This window comes from Paenibacillus sp. FSL P4-0127, from assembly GCF_038007325.1.
Lineage (GTDB): Bacteria > Bacillota > Bacilli > Paenibacillales > Paenibacillaceae > Fontibacillus > Fontibacillus macerans.
The window spans coordinates 758,462-783,482 of record NZ_JBBOWY010000002.1 but is presented as its reverse complement, the minus strand read 5'-3'; the positions used below and the strand labels follow the sequence as shown (position 1 = coordinate 783,482).

At 55.4% G+C, this 25,021-nt stretch carries 11 protein-coding genes and 3 pseudogenes; 3 read left to right on the top strand and 11 right to left on the bottom strand.

The annotated features are described in order from the left end of the window. Positions 1-8 precede the first annotated feature (8 nt). The 6 genes and pseudogenes from NYE74_RS29895 to NYE74_RS29870 form a co-directional block, all read right to left on the bottom strand. The gene (locus tag NYE74_RS29895) at positions 9-2,906 is read right to left on the bottom strand and encodes a glycoside hydrolase family 9 protein (RefSeq protein ID WP_445323428.1); all 2,898 of its coding nucleotides are present in this window, start codon (positions 2,904-2,906) and stop codon (positions 9-11) included. Positions 2,907-3,190: 284 nt separating this feature from the next. Further along, positions 3,191-5,635: a glycoside hydrolase family 6 protein gene (locus tag NYE74_RS29890; RefSeq protein WP_445323431.1), complete on the bottom strand. Its 2,445-nt coding sequence runs from the start codon at positions 5,633-5,635 to the stop codon at positions 3,191-3,193. Between the two features lie 1,080 nt (positions 5,636-6,715). Then, on the bottom strand, positions 6,716-7,900 hold the full coding sequence (locus NYE74_RS29885) for an acyltransferase family protein (protein WP_124331850.1): 1,185 nt from the start codon (positions 7,898-7,900) through the stop codon (positions 6,716-6,718). Further along, positions 7,893-8,882 (bottom strand): annotated as a pseudogene (locus NYE74_RS29880) (M56 family metallopeptidase). The gene NYE74_RS29885 and the pseudogene NYE74_RS29880 overlap by 8 nt, the downstream one beginning before the upstream one ends. A 20-nt stretch (positions 8,883-8,902) precedes the next feature. Then, positions 8,903-9,286 (bottom strand): annotated as a pseudogene (locus tag NYE74_RS29875) (BlaI/MecI/CopY family transcriptional regulator). 688 nt (positions 9,287-9,974) lie between these two features. Then, positions 9,975-12,734 (bottom strand): glycoside hydrolase family 2 protein, encoded by a 2,760-nt coding sequence (locus NYE74_RS29870; RefSeq protein WP_227872705.1) that lies wholly within the window; start codon positions 12,732-12,734, stop codon positions 9,975-9,977. Positions 12,735-12,910: 176 nt separating this feature from the next. Here NYE74_RS29870 and NYE74_RS29865 point away from each other — a divergent pair, with 176 nt between their 5' ends. Continuing rightward, entirely contained in the window at positions 12,911-13,843 is a 933-nt protein-coding gene (locus NYE74_RS29865; RefSeq protein ID WP_036625601.1) for an ArsR/SmtB family transcription factor, read from the top strand. Between the two features lie 261 nt (positions 13,844-14,104). Here NYE74_RS29865 and alr read toward each other — a convergent pair whose 3' ends face one another. Continuing rightward, the gene (gene alr, locus NYE74_RS29860) at positions 14,105-15,256 is read right to left on the bottom strand and encodes an alanine racemase (protein ID WP_124331852.1); all 1,152 of its coding nucleotides are present in this window, start codon (positions 15,254-15,256) and stop codon (positions 14,105-14,107) included. Between the two features lie 107 nt (positions 15,257-15,363). On the opposite strand from alr, the gene NYE74_RS29855 reads away from it, so the two are divergent. Next, positions 15,364-16,608 (top strand): PucR family transcriptional regulator, encoded by a 1,245-nt coding sequence (locus tag NYE74_RS29855; RefSeq protein WP_051985677.1) that lies wholly within the window; start codon positions 15,364-15,366, stop codon positions 16,606-16,608. 172 nt (positions 16,609-16,780) lie between these two features. Next, positions 16,781-17,914: an alanine dehydrogenase gene (ald, locus tag NYE74_RS29850; protein ID WP_036625604.1), complete on the top strand. Its 1,134-nt coding sequence runs from the start codon at positions 16,781-16,783 to the stop codon at positions 17,912-17,914. A 954-nt stretch (positions 17,915-18,868) separates the two neighbouring features. On the opposite strand, the gene NYE74_RS29845 is transcribed toward ald, so the two are convergent. From NYE74_RS29845 to htpG, 4 genes and pseudogenes are all read right to left on the bottom strand, one after another. Beyond that, a complete protein-coding gene (locus tag NYE74_RS29845; RefSeq protein ID WP_373281395.1) occupies positions 18,869-20,053 on the bottom strand; it encodes a pyridoxal phosphate-dependent aminotransferase in 1,185 nt (394 codons plus the stop codon). 254 nt (positions 20,054-20,307) lie between these two features. Further along, positions 20,308-21,240 (bottom strand): annotated as a pseudogene (locus NYE74_RS29840) (D-alanine--D-alanine ligase); the annotation flags it as partial. 296 nt (positions 21,241-21,536) lie between these two features. After that, positions 21,537-23,009 (bottom strand): aminotransferase-like domain-containing protein, encoded by a 1,473-nt coding sequence (locus NYE74_RS29835; protein WP_124331856.1) that lies wholly within the window; start codon positions 23,007-23,009, stop codon positions 21,537-21,539. A 110-nt stretch (positions 23,010-23,119) separates the two neighbouring features. Continuing rightward, the gene (gene htpG / locus NYE74_RS29830; protein WP_124331857.1) at positions 23,120-25,000 is read right to left on the bottom strand and encodes a molecular chaperone HtpG; all 1,881 of its coding nucleotides are present in this window, start codon (positions 24,998-25,000) and stop codon (positions 23,120-23,122) included. Positions 25,001-25,021 lie beyond the last annotated feature (21 nt).

Sequence of the window (25,021 nt, the reverse complement as noted above, 5' to 3'; positions counted from 1 at the left end):
TTCATCCATCAAGGCTCAATTCCCCAAACCAGCGTACCGTTCTGATACAAAGCAACATGGTCCCAATCGGTGTAGGCGGTTTTGGCCGGGTCAAAGGAATAGTCGTTCGCTTCGTTATAAGCCGACCAATCATTTTTGTTGATGCGGGTCTGAATTTCGCCGCTGTCGCTGCCGGGAGCCAGGCTGCCCGCACCGGCATTGAAGGAGATTTCCACATACGAATCGGCATTCTCCTTAGCTTCCGCCATCTTCACCGTTTTGCCGCTAAGATTGCCGCCCCCGATCTGCGCCCAATCGCAATGGAACGTTTGCTCCTTGTCCCCATCCACCGTATACCAATAGCGAATCGTCAGTTCCGACAGCGGAACAGCGTCCGTACCGTTGTTTACAATGCGGAATAACGGCTTCATCTGATTGTCGTCCGCATTGGTGTCCCCGGCTTTGTACTGGAGCACCAAAGTTCCCGGCTGGCCTCCTTGCCCGGCTTGGGGAACCGCGCTGATCTGTGCGGAGTCGGCGCTTTCCCCGGCGCCGTTGACGGCGCTGACCACATAATAGTAGGCCGTGCCGTTCGTCAGGCCCGCGTCCGTAAAGCTTGTCGCCGTGATCCCGCTCTTCACCGTCGTGTAAGGGCCGCCGTCCACGGTCGCTCTTTTCACGTTATAGCTTATCGCTCCGGCGGCCGCGTTCCAGTTCAGCGCCACTTGAGCATTCCCCGCCTTCGCGGCCAGACCGGCCGGTACACCCGGCGGCTGTTGCGGCTCTTGCGGCGTTCCGCCGCTAGGCTCCTCGCCGACCACCTTCACTCCGTTCAGATAAAGGGGGATTCGGGTTGTCTCCCCTTTTGTGGCGGAAATCCCTTGACGGCTCCAGTCGTTCGTTGGGTCCCAATGACTCTTATATTGGGAATCCTGCTTCGCGATCAGGCCGAATTGGAAGTCCCGGCTGCCGTAAACCTCGTTGCCCGACCAATCCAGCTCATAGTAGTAAATCCCCGCCGCCGCGTCCACCGCATAAGGTCCGTTGACCTTGACGGCCCCGCCGTAGCTTGCTTTTTGCTCATCGTAATACGTTTCCAGCGTGACGTCGTTAATGCTTTGGCCCGCCGCCAGCAGCTCGCTGATGTTGAAATAATAACGGGCGCTCATCGTTCCCTCCGTATGAGGCGGATGGACGGATTCATTGTGAATGGTAACCGTAACCTGGGTCCGCTGGTCGTTTTCCTGCTCGATTTTTCCCTCCACCCGGTATTCCGTTACGCCTTGTTCGGCGGGCGGACTGTCGGCCGTAACCGTTTCGCCGTTTCCGTATTTCAGATACAAGCCTGCAAGCGCGCCGACCAAACCGGCATTGTAGTCGATCGCCACCTCGTTATAGACGTAATCGGTCGTAACATCATTGTGGAAATCCTTCGCGTCCGGTCCGCCGACAAGCGCTCCCCAGAGCACATGGCGGTGTTCCGCCGGGACTTCCATGTTGTTGGTCATGGAGCCGTGCGCGGCCCGATGGTGAGGATGCTTGGCCGATTCGTCCGGCGACGGGAAGCCGACGATGTACGAATAACCCATGGGGTTGTCCCCCATGATATAATCCATTTGGCTCTTGGCCCAGGCCGCAAAATCGGGACGGTCTTTATACTTGTCATACACCAGCGCGCAAAGCTGGGCGGCCGCGTTGTACCGCGCCGAACCCCATGTGGTGAGAACGCCGAACCCGGCGGGCGACGTAGTCAAATACGTATTGTCGTTCGCCTCCTGATGAGGAACCTTGCCGCCCGACCAATATTCAAGATTCCAGCGGGCGTAATAATCATATTGGGCATTGTCCGGGAACAGGGCCGCAAGCCGTACAAAAACGCCGCCCCATACCGTGTCCCAGCTGTGCGTCCAGATATTTTGCCAGCTATCCGCTTGAGAAGGGACGATTCTTTTGAGATATCCGGTGTATTTTCCCGACGCGTCAACCGATACGATATCCTGTATATACGTGTTGTCGCCGGTCGCGGTATACAACCAGACGGCCGCCCATGACAATTCATCTTCGTCATAACTGGAATTATAAAAGCCGTCGCTGTTGCCGAGTCCTCTGTGCTGCTGGGCAAAGCGGTAAAGCGCGGCGGCCGTATCCAGGCACTCCTCCGCATAGGCAGGATCGGTATCCTTCGTATTGAGATACATCAGAGCAAGGGCGGCCGCAGCTCCGGCAGCCTGGTCGCTGGCGGGTTGATCCGCGGTCGCGAACGTGGCCGGACGCGGATATTTGTCGGGATCCTGCAGTTCGGGAGGGCCCCAATAGGTGTGATCGACCGTTCCTTGACCAACCATGTAGTTGAAGGCGACAACCTCACCCTTGTCGTTACGGAAAGTAGAGCGCAGAAAATAGTCGCTGAACCATTTCAGCTCTTCCAGCATATGCGCTTCCTGGCCGCTCTGCCGGAAAGCTTCCCTAAACTCGTAAAAGCTCCATCCCAGTGTCGATGCGGCATAGGATTGCGGCAGGCCGAATTTGACATGGTCGCCGGCGTCGTGAAACCCTCCGCTCAGATCGACGGACCCGTTGCCGTCGGGGTCCAAGATCGGCAGGTTCTGCGCGATAAAATCCTCCCGCAAATTCGTCATGTTCTTCGCGGTGCCGTTCACGCCGAGCGGTACGTACATGTCGGACAGTTCCGAGTCCCCCCGCCATTCCAAACGGCCGCCTGTAATCCCGGGACCGGATTTCTCCGCGTCGTAAAACCAGAGGGATTTTTGCAGGGCATCCGCATAATTGTAAGCTTCCGCGTCTGCAGCCATTGCGGCCGAAGAGGCCAGAAACGGAAATCCGCCGCAGGCAACCAGACCGGACAGCACGGTTTTTCCGAGCCAATTTTTCCAGGCCGGCCAACGTGCTTTTTTGGTTTTGTTCATCATTCACAACCACCTTTCCCAAATTATTTCGTTGGTTTGCCGAATATTAATTTGGCTCTCACCCCCTTTTCCGCAAGGATAAATATTTTAATATATAAAGGAAGAAATTTGTAATAAAAAGTAAAAACTTGGCACCTTCATGTTATTTTTCCGTTCTTTTTTTGTATAGTTTAAATTCTTCCGCCGTTAGGTTGAAATTCTTCTGAACGATGAAGAACAAAGCGGAGAAGAACAGACAAGCCTTCCCCGCTTTGTTCGCCGTCAAGGCGCATGCCGCTTCGTTATTACGGTTCTACGCCCCAAACGAGGGTATCGTTTTGGTAAAGGGTGATATGATCCCAATCGGCGTAAGCCGTTTTGGGGGAATCATACGAATAATCGTTGCTTTCGTCAAAGTTGGACCAGTCGGTCTTGGATATCCGAAGCTGGATGTCGCCGGACTGCCCTCCTGGGGCAAGCGTCCCGGCCGCGGCGGTAAAGCTAAGCTCGATATAAGTGTCCGCGTCCGTCCCGGATACGGTGCCGAACGTTTTTTCAATGTTCGACGCGCCCAGTTGGGCCCAATCGATCCAAGCGTTCAAGTCCTGGCTGCCGTCCTTCGTAAAGTAATAGCGTATCTTCAACGTGCTCAAATCAACAGCCGTCGTACCGTTGTTTTTGATATTGAACTGGGGTTTGATTTGATTGTCGGCAGCGTTCGTGTCCCCGGCACGGTATTGCACCACCAGATCCCCGGTGCCGGTTCCTCCGCCGCTCGGGGTGGCGGCAACCTGGGCCGAATTCGCGCTTTCCCCGGCGCTGTTCACCGCGCTGACGACATAATAGTACGTCGTGCCGTTTGCAAGGCCGGTGTTCGTGTAGCTTGTGGCGGTAACGCCCGCCGCCACGGTCGTGTACGGCCCGCCGCTGGTCGTGGCGCGCTTCACGTTATAGCTTGTGGCGCCGCTTGACGCCGTCCAGCTAAGCTCAACCTTTGCATTGCCCGCTGTCGCGGTCAGGCCGGCTGGCGCTACCGGAACGGATATCGTCGCCAGCGGCGTCGCGGCAGCCTGGGCCGAATTCGCGCTTTCTCCGGCGCTGTTCACCGCACTGACGACATAATAATACGTCGTGCCGTTTGTCAGGCCGGTGTTCGTGTAGCTTGTGGCGGCAACGCCCGCCGCCACGGTCGTGTACGGCCCGCCGCTGGTCGTGGCGCGCTTCACGTTATAGCTTGTGGCGCCGCTTGACGCCGTCCAGCTAAGCTCAACCTTTGCATTGCCCGCTGTCGCGGTCAGGCCGGCTGGCGCCGCCGGAACGTCAGGCGTCTCGCCGCCGCTGGTCGGAATAGCCGGATATGCATTCTGAACCAGTTGAACGAATTGGTCATGGAACCAGTGTCCGGAAATCGGAGCACCCGGCAGCGCGCCGGTCAGCGTGCCGTTGGCACTGGTATAAGTCGGGTCGCACATTCTGTCGAACCCTTTGCCTTCATTGTTGGGAATTTCGGTGCTGGAGCCGTCCGATTCACCCGGAGGCTTCACCCATACGAAAGCGTCCAGATGAGAGGCCGGATAACCCGCCGGAGCGGCTTGCGGAGGCTGACCCATCCCGGCGCCGCTGGCATTGCACCAATTCCCGCGATGGAGACGCTTGTCGATGCGTCCGGAATTGGCATACGCATCCACCGTTGTTCCGCTGGCTCCGGTCGGACGATCCGGGCCGCCCCACCCGTTGCGTGATGTATCGATCAGGAAGCCGATGCTGGACGGCCAGCCCTTGGCTACGAATCCGGAATACAGAGCCGCGGTGAAATCCACTTCGTCAAAATAGGGATTCCACTCATAATACTTGGCGGATTTCAGCTGCATCCCGTTAATCGTCAAATTCGGGTCGGTCAGATACGGTTCCTCCAAGGGAGTCGTGTTGGCTGTATTGGTGATGAAGCCGTCCACGCTGGCAAGTCCGGCAGGAGTCCCGGCGACGACCGACGTAAAGAGGTCGATGGCCGGCTGCCGATTGTTGTCCCAGCCTAACCAGCCGGAGTGGCCGATGTCCATGTAGTTGTAAACGTTAGGAATAGCATGCAGCTTTTCGAGGGCATACCGCGTTGCGTCGCGGTAAATGTTGGTCGAATTGGCCTGCGCGCATTTCGGGTCGCTCAGGTTCGTCACCAGGTTCGGCAGCGAATCGGGTTCGATAATCGCGACAATCCGAATGTCGGCGTATTTCGGATTGGAGAATACTTCGACGATGGGATCAATATAGCTCGTTTTATAAGTCTGCAGACCTTCCGCAGTCAAGGGCAGCTCCCCGTTGGAAGCCAAAGCGTGACAATCCCGGCCCGGCAGGTTGTAGATTACGAAGGTGGCTACAATCGGCGTATCCCCCTGCTTCTGGGCAAGCACCTCGTCCATGGTTTCCACCAGGCTTTTCCGGCCGCCGTTGGCCTCACCTCCGGCAATGGCCGCAATGCGGTCCAGCCAAACAGCCGTCGGGTACGACTTGACGGTTTGCATCTTCGCCTTCAGCGTATTATCGCTAACTTTGGCAATGGAGGTATCTACGAGCTCCGCATAATCGGAATTCACATACATCGTCGCGCCCAAAAAAGGATTGTCGACATGAGCTTCGGCGGCATAGCTCCTTTGTATTCCAAAAGGCTGCAGCAGCGTCAGCGCCAAAGCAGCAACCGCAGTCATCGCCACCGTTCGTTTGAAAAGTTTGGATAACATGGAATCACTCCTCATCATGGATTGTTTACTTCAGTTCTTCATACCAGCACAGCATTCCGGTACGCCGTCACCTTGTCCCAATCGGTATAAGAGGTCACCATCCTTTGAAACACCTCATCCGCCTTCCCGAAACGTAAATTTAGCCCTCACCTCCTTTTTTGCATGGCATTATTCCAATCCGAACCGACGTTTTATCGGGCCGAAGGAATACCTGGTAAAAGTTCATAACATCCCGCTGCGATCTAACGCTTGCCCTGTCAGCTGCTGGGCTTGTCCGCTTTAAGTTGAATTCACTGGAAAAGTATGCGCTTTCAAAAATGAAATGAAATGGAGGGTTAATGAACAAAAGAAGAATAAGTAGCAGAATAGTAAAATCTTGGCACTTTCATCTTAATTTTTCTGTTCTGCTTTTGTATAGTTTAAATTTTTCCGTTATTGAGTTGAAAATCTTCTGGCCGGCCCTAACGGGCGCCACGAACTATTGACGGGTAGGGGAATCAGCCGCCAATAAAAAACAAAAATCCCAACGGCGAAATGAAGCAAACACATTGATTAATTCATTAAGCGCATCCAGTTGATGCGTACGTTCGGAAAATTGATTTAATGTCATATTTTTTCGGCTCAACCTAATAATCGGTTGCTTGACAGGGAGGGCCGGTAACCGATCGTGGCAAGAAATATCGGCAGATCAATATCCGCTGTCCGGACGCTTTGCACGATTATCCCATTTGATCCGGAAGCAGAGAGGAGGAGAAGTTCAGGAGAAAAAATAGGTTTGGGAGAAGCAGACATGTTCGAGATCGCTAGACAGGTTTGGGAGAAGGAGGTTTAGGAAAAGTGAAAGCAGACCCGACGGGAGGAATGGGGCAAGGACACCGGGAAAAATGAAAGGACCGTGATTAGCCCCCCTCTCCCCCCTGAACAAGAGGGATAATCGTGCAAAGCAGCATGCAGGGACACCAAGACACTAACGCTATAATTTATTTTGTCGAGCACTGATCTCGAATCGTTCAACAGGATCGTGGTGTCGTACAAAAATAGTAATCTACACAAAAAAAGCCCAGAGTTGTTGATTTCAACTCCGCGCTTTTGGGATTATGCGGTCATCTTTATTTCGACTTTTCGAGCTAATTTTAATGCCCCTTGATCGATATATTTCATATAATAATGCGACAAAATAAATAACGGCACCATAGAAACCATAAACGTAATTGCATAAGCAAGATTATAACTAAAAAAATGAATCACTTTACTAAACAGGAACGCGGAGAACGTATTTAGGAAAGTGAAATGAATGAGGTAAAGGGAAAATGAAATCTGTCCTAAATAAGCAAACGGCTTCCATCCAAACACATGCTGCAGCACTTTTAAACGAAGCAGAGCAAACAAAATCATAGCAGAACCTAGGGTTCGGGCAAGAAGCCGCGGATCGATGTTAAATTGAATCCATGCATTGATATTTTTTGTCCACACTTCTATTGGTTCGTACATAGTCCCCATTAATGAAGTATACGGCGCTGAACCTAAGTAAATCCCTATTAAAAGCACAAGTACTGCCGTTATTTTACTTTGGACCCATTTGTGCTTAAGCAAATCGGCCAGCAGCATTCCCCACAAAAAAGCGACAAAATAGGTTTGAATCAAAGCAATGGATAAGACCGCATACACCATCCATCTTTTTTTCACTCGTCCGAATAATGCAAGAAAACCGAAAATTAAAAAAGAACCTAATAGCTCATAGCCCATTGTCCAAAGGACCGGATTGTAAGGATGGGCATCAAACCGGAAAAATGGATCAAAAATAGCAGCCTTGATAACGGTATATATATTTGTATCTAAAGCGTAGTAGTCCTTTTTCATATCCGTCCATGTTGTTCCCCATATTTCTTGGAGGTAAAAGGCCCTCGTAATAATTGCTAGATACACAAGCAATACGGATACCGCTGCCGGCACGGCAAGCCGAATGTACCTTCGTATAGCGCTGGAATGCAACAATTTTTGAAAGGTCGTGCTATCAAGCTCTTTTTTAAACATTTTGACACTGAGCACATAACCGCTTAGCACAAAAAACAAACAAACGGCAAATTGTCCATTATAAAATAAATTAATCGGAGAATGTCCGTACCAGATATCCCATTTAAAATGAGCTTGTTGCGGCCTTCCGTTTAACGCAGCTGGATAAAATACTTGTATGTAGTGTGAAATAACCACGGCAAATGCCGCGAGTCCCCTGATGCCTTCCAAATAGAACAGCTTTTTCTCGGATGTCTCTTCATTCATTTTTTATTTTTCCCCTACTTTCACGAATAGAACTACTATAACATGTGTCGCTCGAATAAGCGCGGGTGGCAACCGTTAGCGTAGTGTTTCGCTTCATCAGAACCGATGTAAGAGACGGTTTTCGCATCGCAGGATAACTCCTGCGGTAGGCGTACCACAGTACCGGATTGAACCAGTGCATGATCAGCAAAACCGTCATTGCCCAGTTGACGGCGATATCCTTCCGTTTGTGATGAACCAGTTCATGGAGGAATATATACTTGATCTCATTTGCGGAGAATTAGTCTGCGATGGTCGCGGGCAGCAAAATTTTGGGCGACCTTAGTCCGTGCAGCGCCGGGCCGCCTCCTTGGTCCGTCATCCGCAGTGAAATTTCACGGCGGACACCAAGCTTGTGTTGGCAGGACTGCAGCAGTTCCTCCAGCGCTGGATCTACCCTTCTATGAGAGCCGCTGACAATGCTCTTGGTAAACCTATGGTTGATACGGAACATATGGACGGACAAAGCGATGACGCCAATAAGCCATAATCCGAATAAGCCTGCGTAAACTCCATCTTTGGGAGTTAATCCAGCGGGCTGCCGGGACGAATCCGCCGGCTCGGCCGGGGCCGCCGCGGTCTCCATCTTGGACGCTTGGCCGCTAACCTCGGCCACAACGTTCGGCAAGGTCTCTTCCGCCGCCGGTTCAGCCGCGTCCGGGCCGGGCTGCCGCTGCTCCGCTACCTGCGTAATTAATGCGTCGATCCTGCCGCTTGGCTCGGAGAGGGAAAACAGGTTATACATGCTGATGGAGCTTTCGGGTGCCCACGGAAGCAAGGCCCGAAGGAGGACAATCAGCCAAAGCGCGTACTGCCAATTGATCGGGAGCCACTCCTTGAGCGCCCATTTGAGCAGCAGCACCAATCCGACCAAAATGGAGACCATGATCGAGGTTTGAAACAGCCAGCCCAAAAAGCCGGGCAACCACCTTAGCAGGATCATTGCCGCGTTCCATGCCACGGTCATTGCCGGTCCGTCTTTTCATCGAGAATTTGTTTGAGTTCCTTGATTTCTTCCTCGGTAAGCCGTTCTTCCTTTAGAAACTGCACGAACATCGGCTTCAGCGCTCCTCCGTACAGCCTTTTCAGAAACGACTTGCTCTCCGCCTGGATACATTCCTCTTCGGTCACGAATGGTGAGTACAGGTACGTCTTCCCCTCTTAGTGGAAGCCGAGTGCTTTCTTCTTCAGCAAGCGGTTGATCAAGGTTTTGACAGTAGCCGGTTTCCAGTCTTTGTCGTCGCTGAGCGCTTCTATTACATCGTTCGCCGAAGCCGGCGAGCTTTGCCAAAACACCTTCATTACCTCCCATTCGGCTTCGGATATCCGCGGAATTTGCGACATCATAAACTCCTCCTATTTAAAGTTTACATATGTAATCGATAGATCGGTCAACTCAATGTTTACACTTGTAAACGGAATATGTCAAGAAGTGTATTTTCCAACCATGCATCGTTCAACTTATAGCGAAAGGCCCAACAAAAAAGAAACAGCGGCAGGGAAAGACCCAAAAACAAGGTCTCGTTTGCCACTGTTTCTCTAAAGTGATACGCGCTTCTGACCACAAACTATTCTAACGGTTGCCACAAGCGCTATTTGTGCCAAAAACGCTGATTTAAAATTGTAACGGTTGCCATAGCGCTTATTTCACCCAAAACCGGCTGCTATTACCTGAATTCAGGCAAATAAGGTCGATTACAACCGTTAGAAATTGGAAAAGGCCTTTTTTCGGAAAATAGCGGCGGCTGCAACCGTTAGATTTCCGTCGAGCTACCACGGGATACCGGGGGATACCGGGGGATACCAGGAGATACCATGAACTACCAGGTACTGCTAGATAATGCCGGGTAATGCCAGTATAAACCATAATATACCAGATTTACACATCGAGCTACCCGCCGGATTACTCGCTAGATTATTCGCTAGATTACCCGCCAGATTACTCGCCGGATTACCCGCTAGATTACTCGCCGGATTACCCGTTAGATTACTCGCCGGCTATCCGGCAGGTTACCCGGCCGATCTACCGAACCACTTAACGATAACAAACGAGAATATCCAGCGGATAACGCCCGGCGTTCCGCCCGTACAGCGCCAGCCCGCCTTCGCCCGCCCGAAGCTCCAGGCGGAAGCTGCGGCTGCGGTCCAGCTTGGCGGCGATTCGCCCCGGCACCTTCACCTTGCACAAATAACCGTATGATCCCGCTTCATCCAAACGGTTCGCCACCGGCTGATAGTGCCAGGACAATACGCCGCGGCTGTCCGCCGGATCGTCGGGCAAGTGAACGGTTCCGGCCGGCTCTCCGTCGATGCACACAGTGACCTCTGACTCATGCCGCTCTTCGTCCGTCATGTAGTACGTATTCGGATTGTGCTCCACATCGGCGGCGGCGCCATGCATAAAGTGGATGCCCGTCTCGCGGGCTTTGGCGCCTTCGATGTTGCGGGCCAGCACTCTTTTGGCGCTTGCTTCAAACACGATTTCGATATCGCCGATCAACTCAAGCCGCTCGCGCTCGGGAAGCCGTACCTCATAAGCGAACGCCCCGGCCCCCGCGCCGCTCACCTTGGCCCCCTGAATCGCATCCCAATGATGCGTAAACGATTGGCCGGCAAAACCGCCTACCGGCAAACTGATGTGGCCGAAGCCGGAGTCATATGTTCCGTCCGCCTCACCGCTCCGCACGTCAAACGTAATGAAGTTCCGGGTAATCGCTCCCCCCGCTTCATCCAATAAACGAACCGCCAGCACGGCCACGGCATCCCGGTTTGGCATCGTCAGGTTCAGCGGCGCAATCGGGGCTACGCCGTAGCCGTTCCATTCGATGGAAGCTTCACCGCGGTCGGCCGCTTGGCGCTCGCCAAGCTGGTCGTACCACAGCTCCCAGTCCAGCTTCAGCGTCCGGCCGTGGTAACGGTCGGAGTAACTGGAGCGCAGCAGGGCGACGGCAACCCGCTCGCCGCCTTCCACCGTTCGGCACGGAGGCGCGTCGATGACGATAAAGTCGGGCGAATGCAGATCGGCAATCGTCATGCCGGGCACAAAATCGCCGTAGCCGAAGTCTTTGTCCGTGCCGTCGAGCCGGTAGTAGCCATTGAATTCATTCGTCACGTCGCGGAATTCCGTAAATACGAACCCGCACATTTTGTCATGGCGGCGGAATTCGTTCAGCATGTACCGGTAATGCCACGCCAGGTCGCTGTCGCCCGCACCGTGTTCGATGCCCCAAACGTTGCCGCATTCGCTGTTCATCAGCGGCGCATCCGTCTGTACGTTCCCGCCGATAAAGTTGAGCTCGGACCCGGGATAGGTTTTTTCGACCACATCGCTCACGTGCTGCCGGACCTGTTCATACCCATTGATATAAAAATGCCAGGTATTGAGATCCGTTTCGACGTGGTCCCAGTTGCAGGCCGAATTGTCCTCCACCAGCCGCGTCGGGTCGGCTTCCTTGGCCCAACGGTACATCCGCCGCACCCATTCCTGGGTCTCCGGCAAATAATTCATGTTGCCCGATTCATCCCCGGTCAAACTGCCGGCCGCTTTCCCCGATTTCAGCCCCCACGTCTCATTGAACATCACCCAGGAAAAAATCGCGGGATGATTGTAATCCCGGGCGAGCACTTCACGGGCTTCGCTTTCGTAGGCAGTTCGCGCCCGCTCATCCGGCGCGCCCCAGAAGCAGGGCATATCCTCCATCACGAGAATCCCCAGCTTGTCGGCCCAATACAGCTTGCGCGGCTCCTCGGGTTTGATATGAATCCGCACGAAGTTCAGCCCGAGCCTTTTCATAAGGTAAATCTCGTTTCTCATTTCCTCGTCGCTCGGATACGTAAAATAGCCGGTTTTGTGATAAGACTGGTCGAGCGTGCCGTTCAAATAAACCGGTTTTCCGTTCAGCGTGATCCAGCGGTAATCGCGGTCCCCAAACCGGGCGGTGGCGATTTCGCGGATTCCGAAATAAGTGCTGACGCGGTCGCGGCCAAACGAACCGGACAAAACGATCTCCCCTTCATACAAAAAAGGGGTTTCCGGGCTCCACAAACGGGGATTTGCCACCGTAAACGAGGTGCGGACCGTATTTTCGCCGGCCGTCAGCCGGACCTGCTCCTTGTGGTTCACCGCGCCTTGCGCAAATTGGAAGGACAATTCCGCTTCGGTAACCCCGCCGGAGATAATGAAACACTCCACTTCGATCCGTCCGTCCATGAACGTCCGGAACCTGGCTTCCCGGACAAAGCTTTCCGGGCGCGCCTCCAGCCAAACGGGCTGCCAAATGCCGCGGATTTCCCCGTACCCTTGTTTGCCGCGGGCCTGGTAATCTTCGTCCCGGTCCTCCACGCGCACGACGATCGTGTTTTCTTTATCCTTTTTCCACGTGTCCGTCACTTCGAATTCGAATGCGCCATACCCGCCCCGATGCAATCCGGCATGAACGCCATTGACCCAAACATCGCAGCGGTAATCCACCGCCCCAAACCGCAAAAAAATCCGCGCCGGCCCAAACTCCGGCTGCCAAGCCACAGTCCGCCGGTACCAGCCGATCCCGGGCTCATTGACGCCGATGCCGGACAAAGGGCTCGACCAGGAAAAAGGAACCTGGATTTGCTCGCGAAAAGCCGGCACTCCCTCGTTTTGCCAAGACTGGCCGATCCCCTCGTCGCTTGGATCAAAACGAAACGCCCACGCCCCATTCAGATTGAACCAGTCTTTCCGCTCCCAATCGGGCCGGGGAAATTCCGGACGGGGAATTGCAGCTGCATCCGCGGTCATCGCTTGATTAAACATCGTCATTAGCCACACCTCTCTCCTAAAATCGCTATTAGTCCAACTTATATGGATGATTCCATTTGCCCACATCATAGCATGTGTATTACTTAATTGCAATGTACATTATAAATTTACAATATACATCTTTTATAGTACACTGGACACAGGTTTCATCCTTATGCAGAAAGGATTTTTTGTTGATGAGCGATCCCCACCGCCAAGAAACGATCCATTACCCCGCTTCGCGGATTCTCGATGTGGCCAAAGCGCTGTCCGGCGACGTGCGTCTGCGGATATTGGAGGCGCTCGGCAAACAGCCGATGAGCATCAATCAGTTGGCCGAAGCGCTGGGCGTCGCCCAGCCGACGATTTCCATCAACGTGCAGACGCTGGAGCAAGCCGGCCTGATCGTATCGGCGCAAGGCGCGAACCGGGAAAAAATCTGCTCGGTCACCTGCCGCTCCATCCTGCTGGAGCTGCCGACCCAGCCGGGCGAAGGCCTGCATCACATTGAGGAAATCCATATGCCGATCGGCATGTATTCGCTCAGTTCGGTGCAGCCCCCTTGCGGCATGGTCGGGCGCGACGGCAGTCTGATCGGCTCCCAGGACGATCCGCGGGTATTTTATATGCCGGAACGGACGGATGCGGCGCTGCTGTGGTTCGCCGAGTCGGGATACGTGGAGTATTATTTCGCCAACCCGCTGCCGCCGGGCGTGGAGCTTGAAGAATTAAGCGTGCGGGCTGAAGTCTGCTCGGAAGCCCCGGGGTTCCGGGATGCCTGGCCGTCGGACATCAGCGTAAGCATCAACGGCCACCCGGCCGGAACCTGGACGAGCCCCGCCGATTTCGGCGACCGCAAGGGCAAACTGACGCCCGAAAAATGGAAAGGCGGCACCGAATACGGCCAGCTTATCGAATGGCGCGTTACCCGGAGCGGCAGCTTTGTAGGCAGCGCCCTGGCCTCCGCCACCACGCTTGGCGCGCTTGATCTTGCCTTCAACAAGCCGATCCGCGTCCGCTTCGAAGTCCGGGAGGATGCCGTGAACAAGCGGGGCCTTAATTTGTTCGGCATGGGCTTCGGCGATTATCCGCAGGATATCGTGTTATCGTTTAAACGCAGCAGCAATTAATCATACGTCAATTAAAAAGCAAGCAGCCGCACCCCTTCATTTTTCAGGGCGGGCTGCTTGCTTTTTGTTCGCGGCCGGGGATATATACGTAACAAAATGTAACATACTTTAATTGGATGCATACTTTTTTCAATATGAATGACTATTTAAAGTGCGGAAAATCATCTTTTTCGGATAAATCAAACTAATAATCCCTTTACTAAACTGGATTTTTCAATTATCATGTGAGTGAAATGGCACTTTTTCTCACATACAAAACAGTTATCCGTAAATGCGGGGAACTCTTTGCCCGATCAGGCACACGACTTCATAATTGATTGTATCCATCAGTCCGGCCACTTCGTCGATGGCGATAAACGTCTCCCCTTCACCGCCGAACAGGGTTACGACATCGCCGATTTGCGCGCCGCCCACCGCAGTGATGTCGAGCATCGTCTGGTCCATGCACACGCGCCCGATGATCGGGACTCGCTTCCCGCGAACCAGCGCCGATCCCCGGTTGGAAAGCGCGCGCGACAATCCGTCCGCGTATCCGACCGGCACGGTGGCGACCACGCGGTTCGCAGGAGCTTGATAAGTGCGGCCGTAACTGACGGTCCGGCCCGGCTCGATCGGCTGGATGGCGGTTATTTTCGTTTTAAGCTGCATCGCCTGACGCAGCGGGTAAGCCGAGGTGCGCAGCCGCTGTGCGGGATACAAGCCGTAAAGAGCGATGCCGACCCGGATCATGTCGAGATGCATATGCGGAAAACGCATGGCGGCGGCGCTGTTGCAGCAATGCTTGAGCGGAACCGGCACGCCGGCGGCGTCCAGCGCCTCGATGCAGCGGCGGAACCGCTCAAATTGCCGCTCGGTAAACCGGGCATCCGGTCCGTCCGCATCGGCGAAATGGGTAAACAGTCCCTCGAGCGTGATCCAGGGGCAAGACTGCGCTTGGCGGGCCAAATCAACGGCCGCCTCGATCGAGGTTAGCCCGATGCGGGTCATCCCCGTCTCCAGCTTGAGATGAATACAGGCCCGCCGCTGCTGCCGCTGGGCGCTGTCCATAATTTCGTCCAGCACTTCCTTCGTATACACGGTCATCGTAATATCATGCCGGATCGCGGTTTCGACGGCATGAGGCGGCGTGTACCCCAGCACGAGAACCGGCTCCCGGATGCCCGCCGCTCTTAATTGCAACGCCTCATCCACCAGCGCCACGCCCAAATACTCAGCGCCTGCCGCGATTGCGGCTTGCGCGGTTTGCACGGCCCCATGTCCGTAACCGTTCGCCTTGACCACGGCCATGACCCGGCAGCTTTCAGCCGCCTGCCGGCGGAACAGCTTCGTGTTATGGGCGACGGCCGCCAGGGAAACTTCCGCCCAAGTATCGCGATAACCGACGGTATTTGTGTTTCCTTTTACCGATATCATGGAATGGCCTCTTTCCGTTTTGGGATTTGGAATCATATAATATTCCGCAATTAGAAATTTGAAATACGCAATAATCCGCTAATCTGGGAAACACGAAGGTGATGCCTATGGGCCGAGAACCAACTTTATTTGACTTTTACGCCGACAATCTGGAGATGCTGGCCGAAACGATCGGCGAGACGCTTGGCCGTCCCGTGACGATCGAGGACGCGAATCACCGGCTGGTCGCGTATAGCTCGCATGCCCCGGATACGGACCCCGCCAGGCTGGCGACCATCGTCGGGCGGCGCGTGCCCGATCAGGTCATCAGCAGCCTTTGGCATGGCGGCGTCATCCGCTGTTTGCTGGAAAGCAATAAACCGGTGCGCATCGCCGCCATTCCCGACGTCGGGCTCAGCGAGCGGGTGGCGGTCGCCATCCGCTCCAACGCCGCGGTGATTGGCTTCATCTGGGTGCTTCAGGCGGGCAAGCCTTTCACCGATGAAGAGATGTCCTTGCTGGAGGCCGCGGCGTCCGCCGCACGGAACAAGCTGGTGCAATGGCCCCTGCAGCGGCACAAGGAAGAAGCGGCGCACAAAGATTTTTTCTGGCAGCTGCTGACCGGACATATCCGGACCGAGGCCCATATTCGCGAGAAAGCCCAAAGCATCGGCATCGTCCTGCCGGCTCTTTTTTACATTGCCGTCCTGGAATTTACCCATACCATCGAAGAACGGCAACAGCAGCAAGCCCTCGAAAGCTTCGCTTCGTTCGCGGCCCATTGCCGCATCGTACTTTGCGTAAGCGATAAAAACCAACTGATCCTGCTGTCCGCTCCCACCGTGCACAAAACCAAAGCCGCGATCGGCCGCCAGCTCGAGCTCGCCGACGGAAATTTGCGGGCCCGGTTCGGAGCGCGTTATGCCGGACTGGCCAGCGGAAATCTTTACGAAGAATACGGAAGACTGGAGACGAGCTACCGGGAAGCGCTGCTGCTGCTTCAAGTGAAGCGGCGTTTGCCGGAGGAAACGTCCCGCCTCCATTATTATTCCGATCTGGGTTTTTACCGCTACTTGCCGCTGATCTGGGAAGAAGCCGGCAAGCACAGCTTCGAAAACGAAAGCCTGGCCAGGCTGCGCGCTTATGACCGGGAGCATCACGGCGAGCTGGTTCATACGCTCGAGGTATTTCTAGCCTATGACAGCAATGTCAAAGCCGCCGCGGACGCGCTGCACGTTCACGCCAATACGCTAAACTACAGACTGAAACGAATCGGCGAGATCGGAGGCATCGACTTGACCGATATGGAGCAAAAAGTGACGCTCTACCTGGACTTCAAAACGGAGAAATTCGGCGGCGGCCGCGATTTGTGAAATTGCACAAATCCGGCCCCTTTTTTTGTTGGATCTCCATAAACACAAAGAATTTCACCTGTCCTATACTGGTGTCAGCTTAGTTTACAGCTATGCCGTTAAGGGAACAACTTATGACAAACCGGCATGTTTGTGTTAACTAAAGTGACGAACTGACGAGGAGGAAGACAAGATGATCATCGGGGTCCCCAAAGAAATCAAAAACAACGAAAACCGGGTGGCGTTGACGCCTTCGGGCGCGTATTCGCTCGTTAGCGCAGGCCATCAAGTGTTTATTGAAAAAAACGCCGGCGCCGGCAGCGGCTTTACGGACGCCGAATACACCGCCGCGGGAGCCCGGCTGGTCGGGCAAGCCGCCGATGCCTGGTCGGCGGAGCTGGTCATTAAAGTGAAGGAGCCGCAACCTTCGGAATACGCTTATTTCCGTAAGGGTCTGATCCTGTTCACTTATTTGCATTTGGCGCCTGAGCCCGAACTGACGGCGGCGCTTCGTGACAAAGGGGTAACCGCCATCGCCTACGAAACCGTCGAGGTGAACAAAACGCTGCCGCTGCTGACGCCGATGAGCGAAGTTGCCGGGCGGATGGCCGTGCAGATCGGGGCGCAGTTTCTGGAGAAGCCTTACGGCGGCAAAGGAATCTTGCTCGGCGGAGTTCCCGGCGTGAAGCGCGGCAAAGTAACGATCATCGGCGGTGGCGTCGTCGGGACGAACGCGGCCAAAATCGCCGTCGGACTTGGCGCTGAGGTGACGATCATCGATGTGAACCCCGAACGGCTCCGCCAGTTGGACGATATTTTCGGCGCCCGCCTGCAAACGTTGATGTCCAACCCGCAGCATATCGCCGAGGCCGTGGAAGAATCGGACCTGGTGATCGGCGCGGTGCTGATTCCGGGCGCGAAGGCGCCAAAGCTGGTGCGGGAAAATATGGTCAAGGCGATGCGCCCGGGATCGGTGATCGTCGACGTGGCCATCGACCAGGGCGGCATCTTCGAGACGGTCGACCGGATCACGACGCACTCCGATCCGACCTACGTCAAGCATGGCGTCGTTCACTACGCCGTCGCCAACATGCCCGGCGCCGTGCCGCGGACATCGACGTACGCTCTGACCAACGCCACCCTGCCCTACGCGCTGGAGCTCGCCTCCAAGGGGCTCCACGCCGCGCTTAACGACCGCCCCGCGCTGCGCCGCGGCGTGAACGTGGCGGGCGGCGCGATCACCTACGACTCCGTGGCGAGGGACCTGCACTATGACTACGTGCCTGTGGAGCAAGCGCTGGAGTTAAGCGGAAGCCTCGCGCGGTGACGTACGGGGCTTCCGCCCTTGGGTGCTGGAGCCTCACGCGGTGACGTACGGGGCTTCCGCCCTTGGGTGCTGGAGTCTCGCGCGGTGACGTGCGGGACTTCCGCCGTGGGGCGTTGGAGTCTCGCGCGGTGACGTGCGGGACTTCCGCCGTGGGGCGTTGGAGTCTCGCGCGGTGACGCGCGGGACTTCCGCCGTGGGGCGTTGGAGTCTCGAGCGGTGACGCGCGGGGCTTCCGCCGTGGGGCGTTGGAGCCCCGCTGCGAGGTTACTCTAGCTCTATCAAGCACAGATTTCTAGGTTGACCCCAAAAATAACGGCAAAAAATGTCGCTATTCCGACGATATTAGTTCATTTGAGGGAAATAGAGGCAATTTGTGTCGCTATTTTCCCCCATCGCAAGGAAATGTGCCCGTTCTGGACCATTCACAGGAAAAATAAGTACATAAAATTCCGCTAATGGAACGAACATGCCAGAGCACCGGATAATAAGTACATAAAGTGCCGCTATTTTGATGGCTGACAGCCGGTCGTGTCGGTAGCCGACTATCAAGCACCGATTTCTAAACTAATTTCTAAACTAATTTCTAAACCGGGCCCGTAAATTTACTGCTACCCTCCTCTTTTTGCCTTTCCTTCGAAAACAAGCGGACTAATTGCACAAATTTGCACTTAATCGGACAACGTGGCAGCATTTCCGGATAGGTAGCGGTATGTTGTTTTTCAACTAGTTCTTCAACCATAGCGACCTGAAGCGAGAAGCGGGCGCACTTGATCGGGTGATCGCTTTACCACACGTTCGATGGAGTAATCTACTTTGCTACACGTTTGAGGGAGTGATCCCTCTACCACAGCCTGATGAAGTGGTGGTCTACTTTGCTGCACGCTCGACGGACTAATCGCACTGCCCGCTCTGCCACACGCTTGGCGGAGTGGTTGCCTTGCCGCCCCGCAGCGATCAGATCACGCCGGCGCCAATGCCTAGACGGCGCATCAGGGGCTCCATCCGCTCCAGCGCCATGTACAGGCTTTGCGTTCCCGCCGCGTAGGAAAAGCGGATATGCCCTTCGCCGCCCGCGCCAAACACATGGCCGGGGACGGCGGCAACGCCCGCTTCCCGGAGCAGCAGCTCGGCGAACTCAGCGGAGCCGAGTCCCGTGTGCACGATGGAAGGAAACGCGTAGAAGGCGCCCCGCGGCTCATGGCAAGGGAGGCCGAGCTCCCGCAGCCCTTGGACGAAGCTGCGCCGGCGCCGGTCGAACGTTTCCTTCATCCGCTCCTTCGCCTCGAGGCCATGGCGCAGCGAGGCGAGCGCGGCTACCTGGCCGAGCGTCGGCGCACACATCGCCGTATACTGGTGGATTTTGAGCATGCCGGCCATCAGGTCACGGTTGCCGCAAGCAACGTAACCGACACGCCAGCCCGTCATGGCAAACGCTTTGGAAAAACCGCTGACCACCACCGTGCGTTCCTTCATCCCGGGCAGCGAAGCGATGCTGAAGTGCTTCCGGCCGTAAGTCAATTCGGCGTAGACTTCGTCCGAGATGACGATCAGGTCGTGTTTGATCGCCAGCTCCGCCACCGGACGCCAATCCTCTTCCGTCATGATGGCACCTGTCGGATTTCCCGGGAAATTGACGATCAATACTTTGGAACGAGGCGTGATCCGCTTGGCTAAAGCGGCTGCGGTCAGTTTAAACCCCTGCGCGGCCATCGTTTCCACCTCGACCACGTTTCCGCCGCAAAATTGCGCGATTGACGGATAAGCTACATAGCCCGGGGCCGGAATAAGAATTTCATCCCCGGGGACCGTGCAGGCCCGAAGCGCCAGATCAACGGCTTCGCTGCTGCCCACGGTTATCATTATTTCGCTTTCCGGTTCGTATCCCAAGCCAAAGCTCTCCTTCAAATAACCGGCAAGCGCTTCTCTCAACTCCGCCATACCGCTGTTCGCCGTATACCCCGTCCGCCCTTCGTTCAACGCCCGAACGCAAGCTTCACGCACCGGCTCCGGCACGGTGAAATCAGGTTCTCCTACGCCAAGCCGAATCGTATCGGCCCTTTCCCCGCTCAAATCAAAATATTTCCGGATGCCGGACGGCGGCACCTGCCGTACCTGCGGGGCGATCCAATCCCGGGACATCATGACAGCACCTCCAACCGAATTTTTCCGTCCTCGGGGAACGGCTTTGGCCAACTTGCTTCTTTCAACGCTGGTATCGCCTGCTTTTCCGCTTCTTCCGAAGCTGGTATCGCCTGCCTTACCGCTTTTTTCAACGCTGGTGCCGCCTTCTTTACCACTTCTTCCAACGTTGGTATCGCTTGCCTTACCGCTTCTTTCGTAGCTGGTGCCGCCTGTATGGGGGGTTCCGCCAAAAACGACGCCGCCCCGCCTCTTCGTTCCAGCAGCGACAGCCCGATGATGCGGTCCAGCAGTTCCGCATAGGATATCCCGGCTGCCAACGCGCTTTTGGGCAGCAGGCTGGTTGCCGTCATCCCCGGCAAAGTGTTCACTTCAAGCACACACGGCACGCCGTCCTTCAGGATCATGTCGATTCGCGCATAAACGCCGCACTTCAGCATCCGATAACAGGCGAGCGCCATATCACGCACGCGCGCCTCCACCTCGGAAGGCAAAACGACCGGCTGCTCCTCCGCCCCGCCCACACTGTATTTAGCGCGATAATCGAACCATGCCGCTCCATTCGCCCGGATTCCTAAAATCGGCAGCAGCTCTCCCCCTAAAACGGAGCAGGTGATCTCCTGGCCGTGAACCATGGATTCCACCACCACCGACCGATCCCAGCGAAAAGCCTCCTCAAGCGCGGCGCGCAGCTCTCCTTCATCATCAACCCGCCGCACCCCGATGCTGGAGCCGCCGCCGTTGGGTTTTACGAATAAGGGATAGGCCAGAGCCGAATCCGGACTCCCGTTCCCACGGCTGCCGCCGGACGCAGCCGACGCTTCGCTCCATGACGAGCGCTCAAGGCAGACCCAATCCGGCGTAGCGATCCCTTCGGCCCGCAGCAGCCGCTTCGACAAATCCTTATCCATACACAGGCTGCTGGCCAAAACGCCGCTGCCGGAGTAAGGAATGCCCAGCGTCTCCAACACGCCCTGCACCGTCCCGTCCTCGCCAAAAGCACCATGCAAAGCGAGAAGCGCAAAATCAATCTCCCTCACTTTATCGATCAACTCTTCCCGGCGGGAAATCTCGATCGGCAGCACCTCATATTTACGGCGGTCCAAATGAACCGCCATTTCCTTGCCGGTCATCCGTGAAACTTCACGTTCCGAGGAGACGCCGCCCATAATAACGCCTACCCTCATCCCTCATCGCTCCTTTAACCCTCGTTGATTTCACGCCATCCGGCGCCGCTTCGCAACTCTATAAGTCGAACTTAAGTCGAACTATTGATTTTACGTGACAGGGCAGCCGTGCGAAATGTTCCTACGATGCACCTGCCGTGTCCCTTCGCGCATTTGCCGTGTACCCGCCGCGCACTTGCCGTGTACCCCCGCGCACTTGCCGTGTACCCACGCGCACTTGCCCGTGTACCCCCCGCGCGCTTGCCCGTGTACCCCCCGCGCGCTTGCCCGTGTACCCGCCGCGCACCTGTCGCTGGCTACATCATTCCGGCCGCGGTTTCCCCGATGATGCGGATGCCCTTCCCGATATCTTCATCGCTCACCCGCGAGAAGCCGATCCGCATCGTATTCCTGCCCCCGCCGTCGGCATAAAACATATCCCCGGGCGTAAAAATCACGCCTTGACGGGAACACGCCTCAAGCAGCTCCCACACGTCAAACCCTTCCGCGAATTCGACGAACAGGTGCAGCCCGCCGCTGCCGGAGAGCCGGGAGTACGGGATAAACCGCTCGCAGCATGCCTTCGTCCATTCGTATTTCCGTTTATATTCCGCCCGCGCTTTTTTCAAATATTTATCCAGATGGCCGTTTTGCAAATACTGATAAAGCACCGACTGGTCCAGGGTCGAGGTATGGATGCTGCGCGCCCGCTTCACGCTTTCCAGCACATCGACCAGTTCCCGGTCCGCCAGCACCCAGCCGACGCGCATCCCCGGGAACAGCACCTTGGAGAAGCTGCCCAGGTACACCACGCTGTTCCCTTGACCCGCCATGGCGATCAGCGGCGCCACATGCGAGCCGGAATAACGCAGCTCCTCGTTGAAGCCGTCTTCGATCACCGGCACCCGGTATCGCGCGAACAGCTCCAGCATGGCCAGCCTTTTCTCCGCCGAAGTGACGATCCCGGTCGGATTATGGTAAGAAGGGACCAAATAAGCGCAATCGTAGGGCCGCTGCGCCAAAGCTTTTTCCAAGCCCTTCAGGTCCATCCCGTCCTGCTCCATCGGAATGCCCGTAATCTCGAAGCCGTGCATCCGCAAATTTTTGATCGCCGTATGGTGCGTCGGATTTTCGCATATCACCGCTCCCCCAGGCTTCCCGCCGATCGAGGACAACACGATGTCGAGCCCCTCGGTAAAACCGCTGGTGATCAGCATATCTTTACCCGCCAGGCCGACGCCCTTACGCTCCATATACTGCAGCAAAACGTCGATCAGCGGCTTATAACCCTTGGCATAACCGTAATTAAGCAGCACGTTGCCTTCAATCGCCATCCGGTCCAAAAAAGCGCGCTTCACATGATCCAAATCAAACAGCTTCTCATCAGGGGCAATGCTGGTGAACGAAATCGTTCCTTTCTCCGCCCGGATGCCGCGTTTTCGGCGTTTCATATGATCGAGCTCCACCGCCAGCCGCGCCCCGCCGTTCAAGCGTTCCAACCAGTCCACCTTCCACGGCGGCACGGTATCCGCGGCCGAAGCCAAAGCGGCGGCATCCGGGGCCACGAAACTGCCCTGGCCCGACACAGCGTAGATGTAGCCTTCTTCCTCCAGGGCTTCATAGGCGGAGATGACGCTGTTGCGGCTGACCGCAAGCAGCCCCGCCAGCTCCCGCGTCGACGGCAGGCGCTGATCCGGCTGCAGCGCTCCTTTGGCAATCAGCCCTTTGATATAATCCTTCACCTGAACGTAGACCGGACGGTCCGCGGTCAGCTTCAACTCGTTAAACATCGGTTCATCGCCCCCAACCTCATGATGACATCCTTATCCGAAAAATAAAAGAACCACCGTCCCGCGATTTTGTTCGGGAGGTGGTTCCTTTCCTATCCAATTGGCCGTTCTTACACCATCACTTTGCAAATATCGTTCGTGAATTCGACCGGATCGGCGATCGGCAAGCCTTCGATCAGCAGCGCCTGATTGTACAGCAGGTTCGTGTACAGGCCGAGCTTCTCTTTGTCGCTTTCGTACGCCTTTTTCAGCGACTTGAACACATCGTGGCCGACGTTGATTTCCAGCACCTTGTCGGCTTTGACATTTTGTCCGTTTGCGCCCGGCATGGCGCTGAGCACCTTTTCCATTTCAATGGACAATTCGCCCTCCGTCGACAGGCACACCGGATGCGATTTCAGCCGTTTTGAAGCTTTAACTTCCTTCACTTTGCCCGCGAGCAGCTCTTTCATCGCGGCAAACAGCTCTTTGTTGTCGTCCGCTTCCGCTTTCTCTTCGGCGGCGTCGGCTTCGATCCCCAGGTCGCCGCTCGATACCGATTTGAACTCTTTGTCCTTGTAGCTCATGATCATTTTGATCGCAAATTCGTCGATATCGTCGGTAAAATACAGGATTTCGTAGCCTTTGTCCAGCACCAGCTCGGTTTGCGGCAGCTTCTCCAGCCGTTCCACCGATTCGCCGGCGGCGTAATAGATATACTTCTGATCCTCCGGCATCCGCGACACGTATTCGTCCAGCGTAACGAGCTTCTTTTCTTTGGAGGAGGTGAACAGCAGCAGATCCTGCAGCACCTCCTTGTTCATGCCGTAATCGTTGTATACGCCAAATTTCAACTGACGGCCAAACGACTCGTAGAACTTCTCGTATTTCTCGCGTTCGTCCTTGAGCAGGCTTTGCAGTTGGCTTTTGATCTTGCTTTGGATGTTTTTCGCAATCATTTTCAGCTGCCGGTCATGCTGCAGCAGTTCCCGCGAAATGTTCAGCGACAGGTCCTCCGAGTCGACCATCCCTTTGACGAAGCTGAAATAGTCCGGCAGCAGGTCGGCGCATTTGTTCATGATCAGCACGCCGTTGGAATACAGCTCCAGGCCTTTTTCGTACTCCTTGGTGTAGTAGTCGAAGGGTGTTTTTTCCGGAATGTACAAAATCGCGTTATACACGACCGCCCCGTCCGCTTTAATATGGATATGCGATACCGGCTTGTCGAACCCGTAACGTTTCTCCATATAAAAGTTTTCGTAATCTTCGTCCGTCAGTTCGGATTTGTTCTTGCGCCAGATCGGCACCATGCTGTTGACGGTTTGCTCTTCCGTGTACTCCTCGAATTCGCCTTCGCTGCCTTCCTTCGGCCGGCTGCCCGTAATGTCCATCTTGATCGGATAGCGGATAAAGTCCGAATATTTCTTGATGATCGATTTCAGGCGGTATTCTTCGAGGTATTCGTCGTATTGCTCGTCCTCGGTGTTCGCTTTGATTTTCAAAATAATTTCCGTACCGACCGTATCCTTTTCGCACGGCTCAACAGTATAACCGTCCGCCCCCTGGGACTCCCACTTATAAGCCTCATCACTGCCCAGCGCCCGGCTGATTACGGTGACCACGTCCGCCACCATAAACGCCGAATAAAAGCCGACCCCGAACTGGCCGATAATGTTGTGCCCGTCCTTGATTTCGTTTTCGTTCTTGAACGCGTACGAGCCGCTTTTGGCGATGACGCCGAGGTTGTTTTCCAACTCGTCTTTGGTCATGCCGATCCCCGTGTCGGTGATCGTCAGGGTGCGGGAAGCCTTGTCCGGCTTCACTTTAATAAAATAGTCGTCCTTGTTGAACACCAGCTTGTCATCCGTCAGCGCCCGGTAATAAATTTTATCGATGGCGTCGCTGGCGTTGGAAATCAGCTCCCGCAGGAAAATCTCCTTCTGCGTGTAGATGGAGTTGATCATCATCTCCAGCAAGCGTTTGGACTCTGCCTGGAATTGTTTTTTGGCCATGAAAAACAGGTCTCCTTTCGT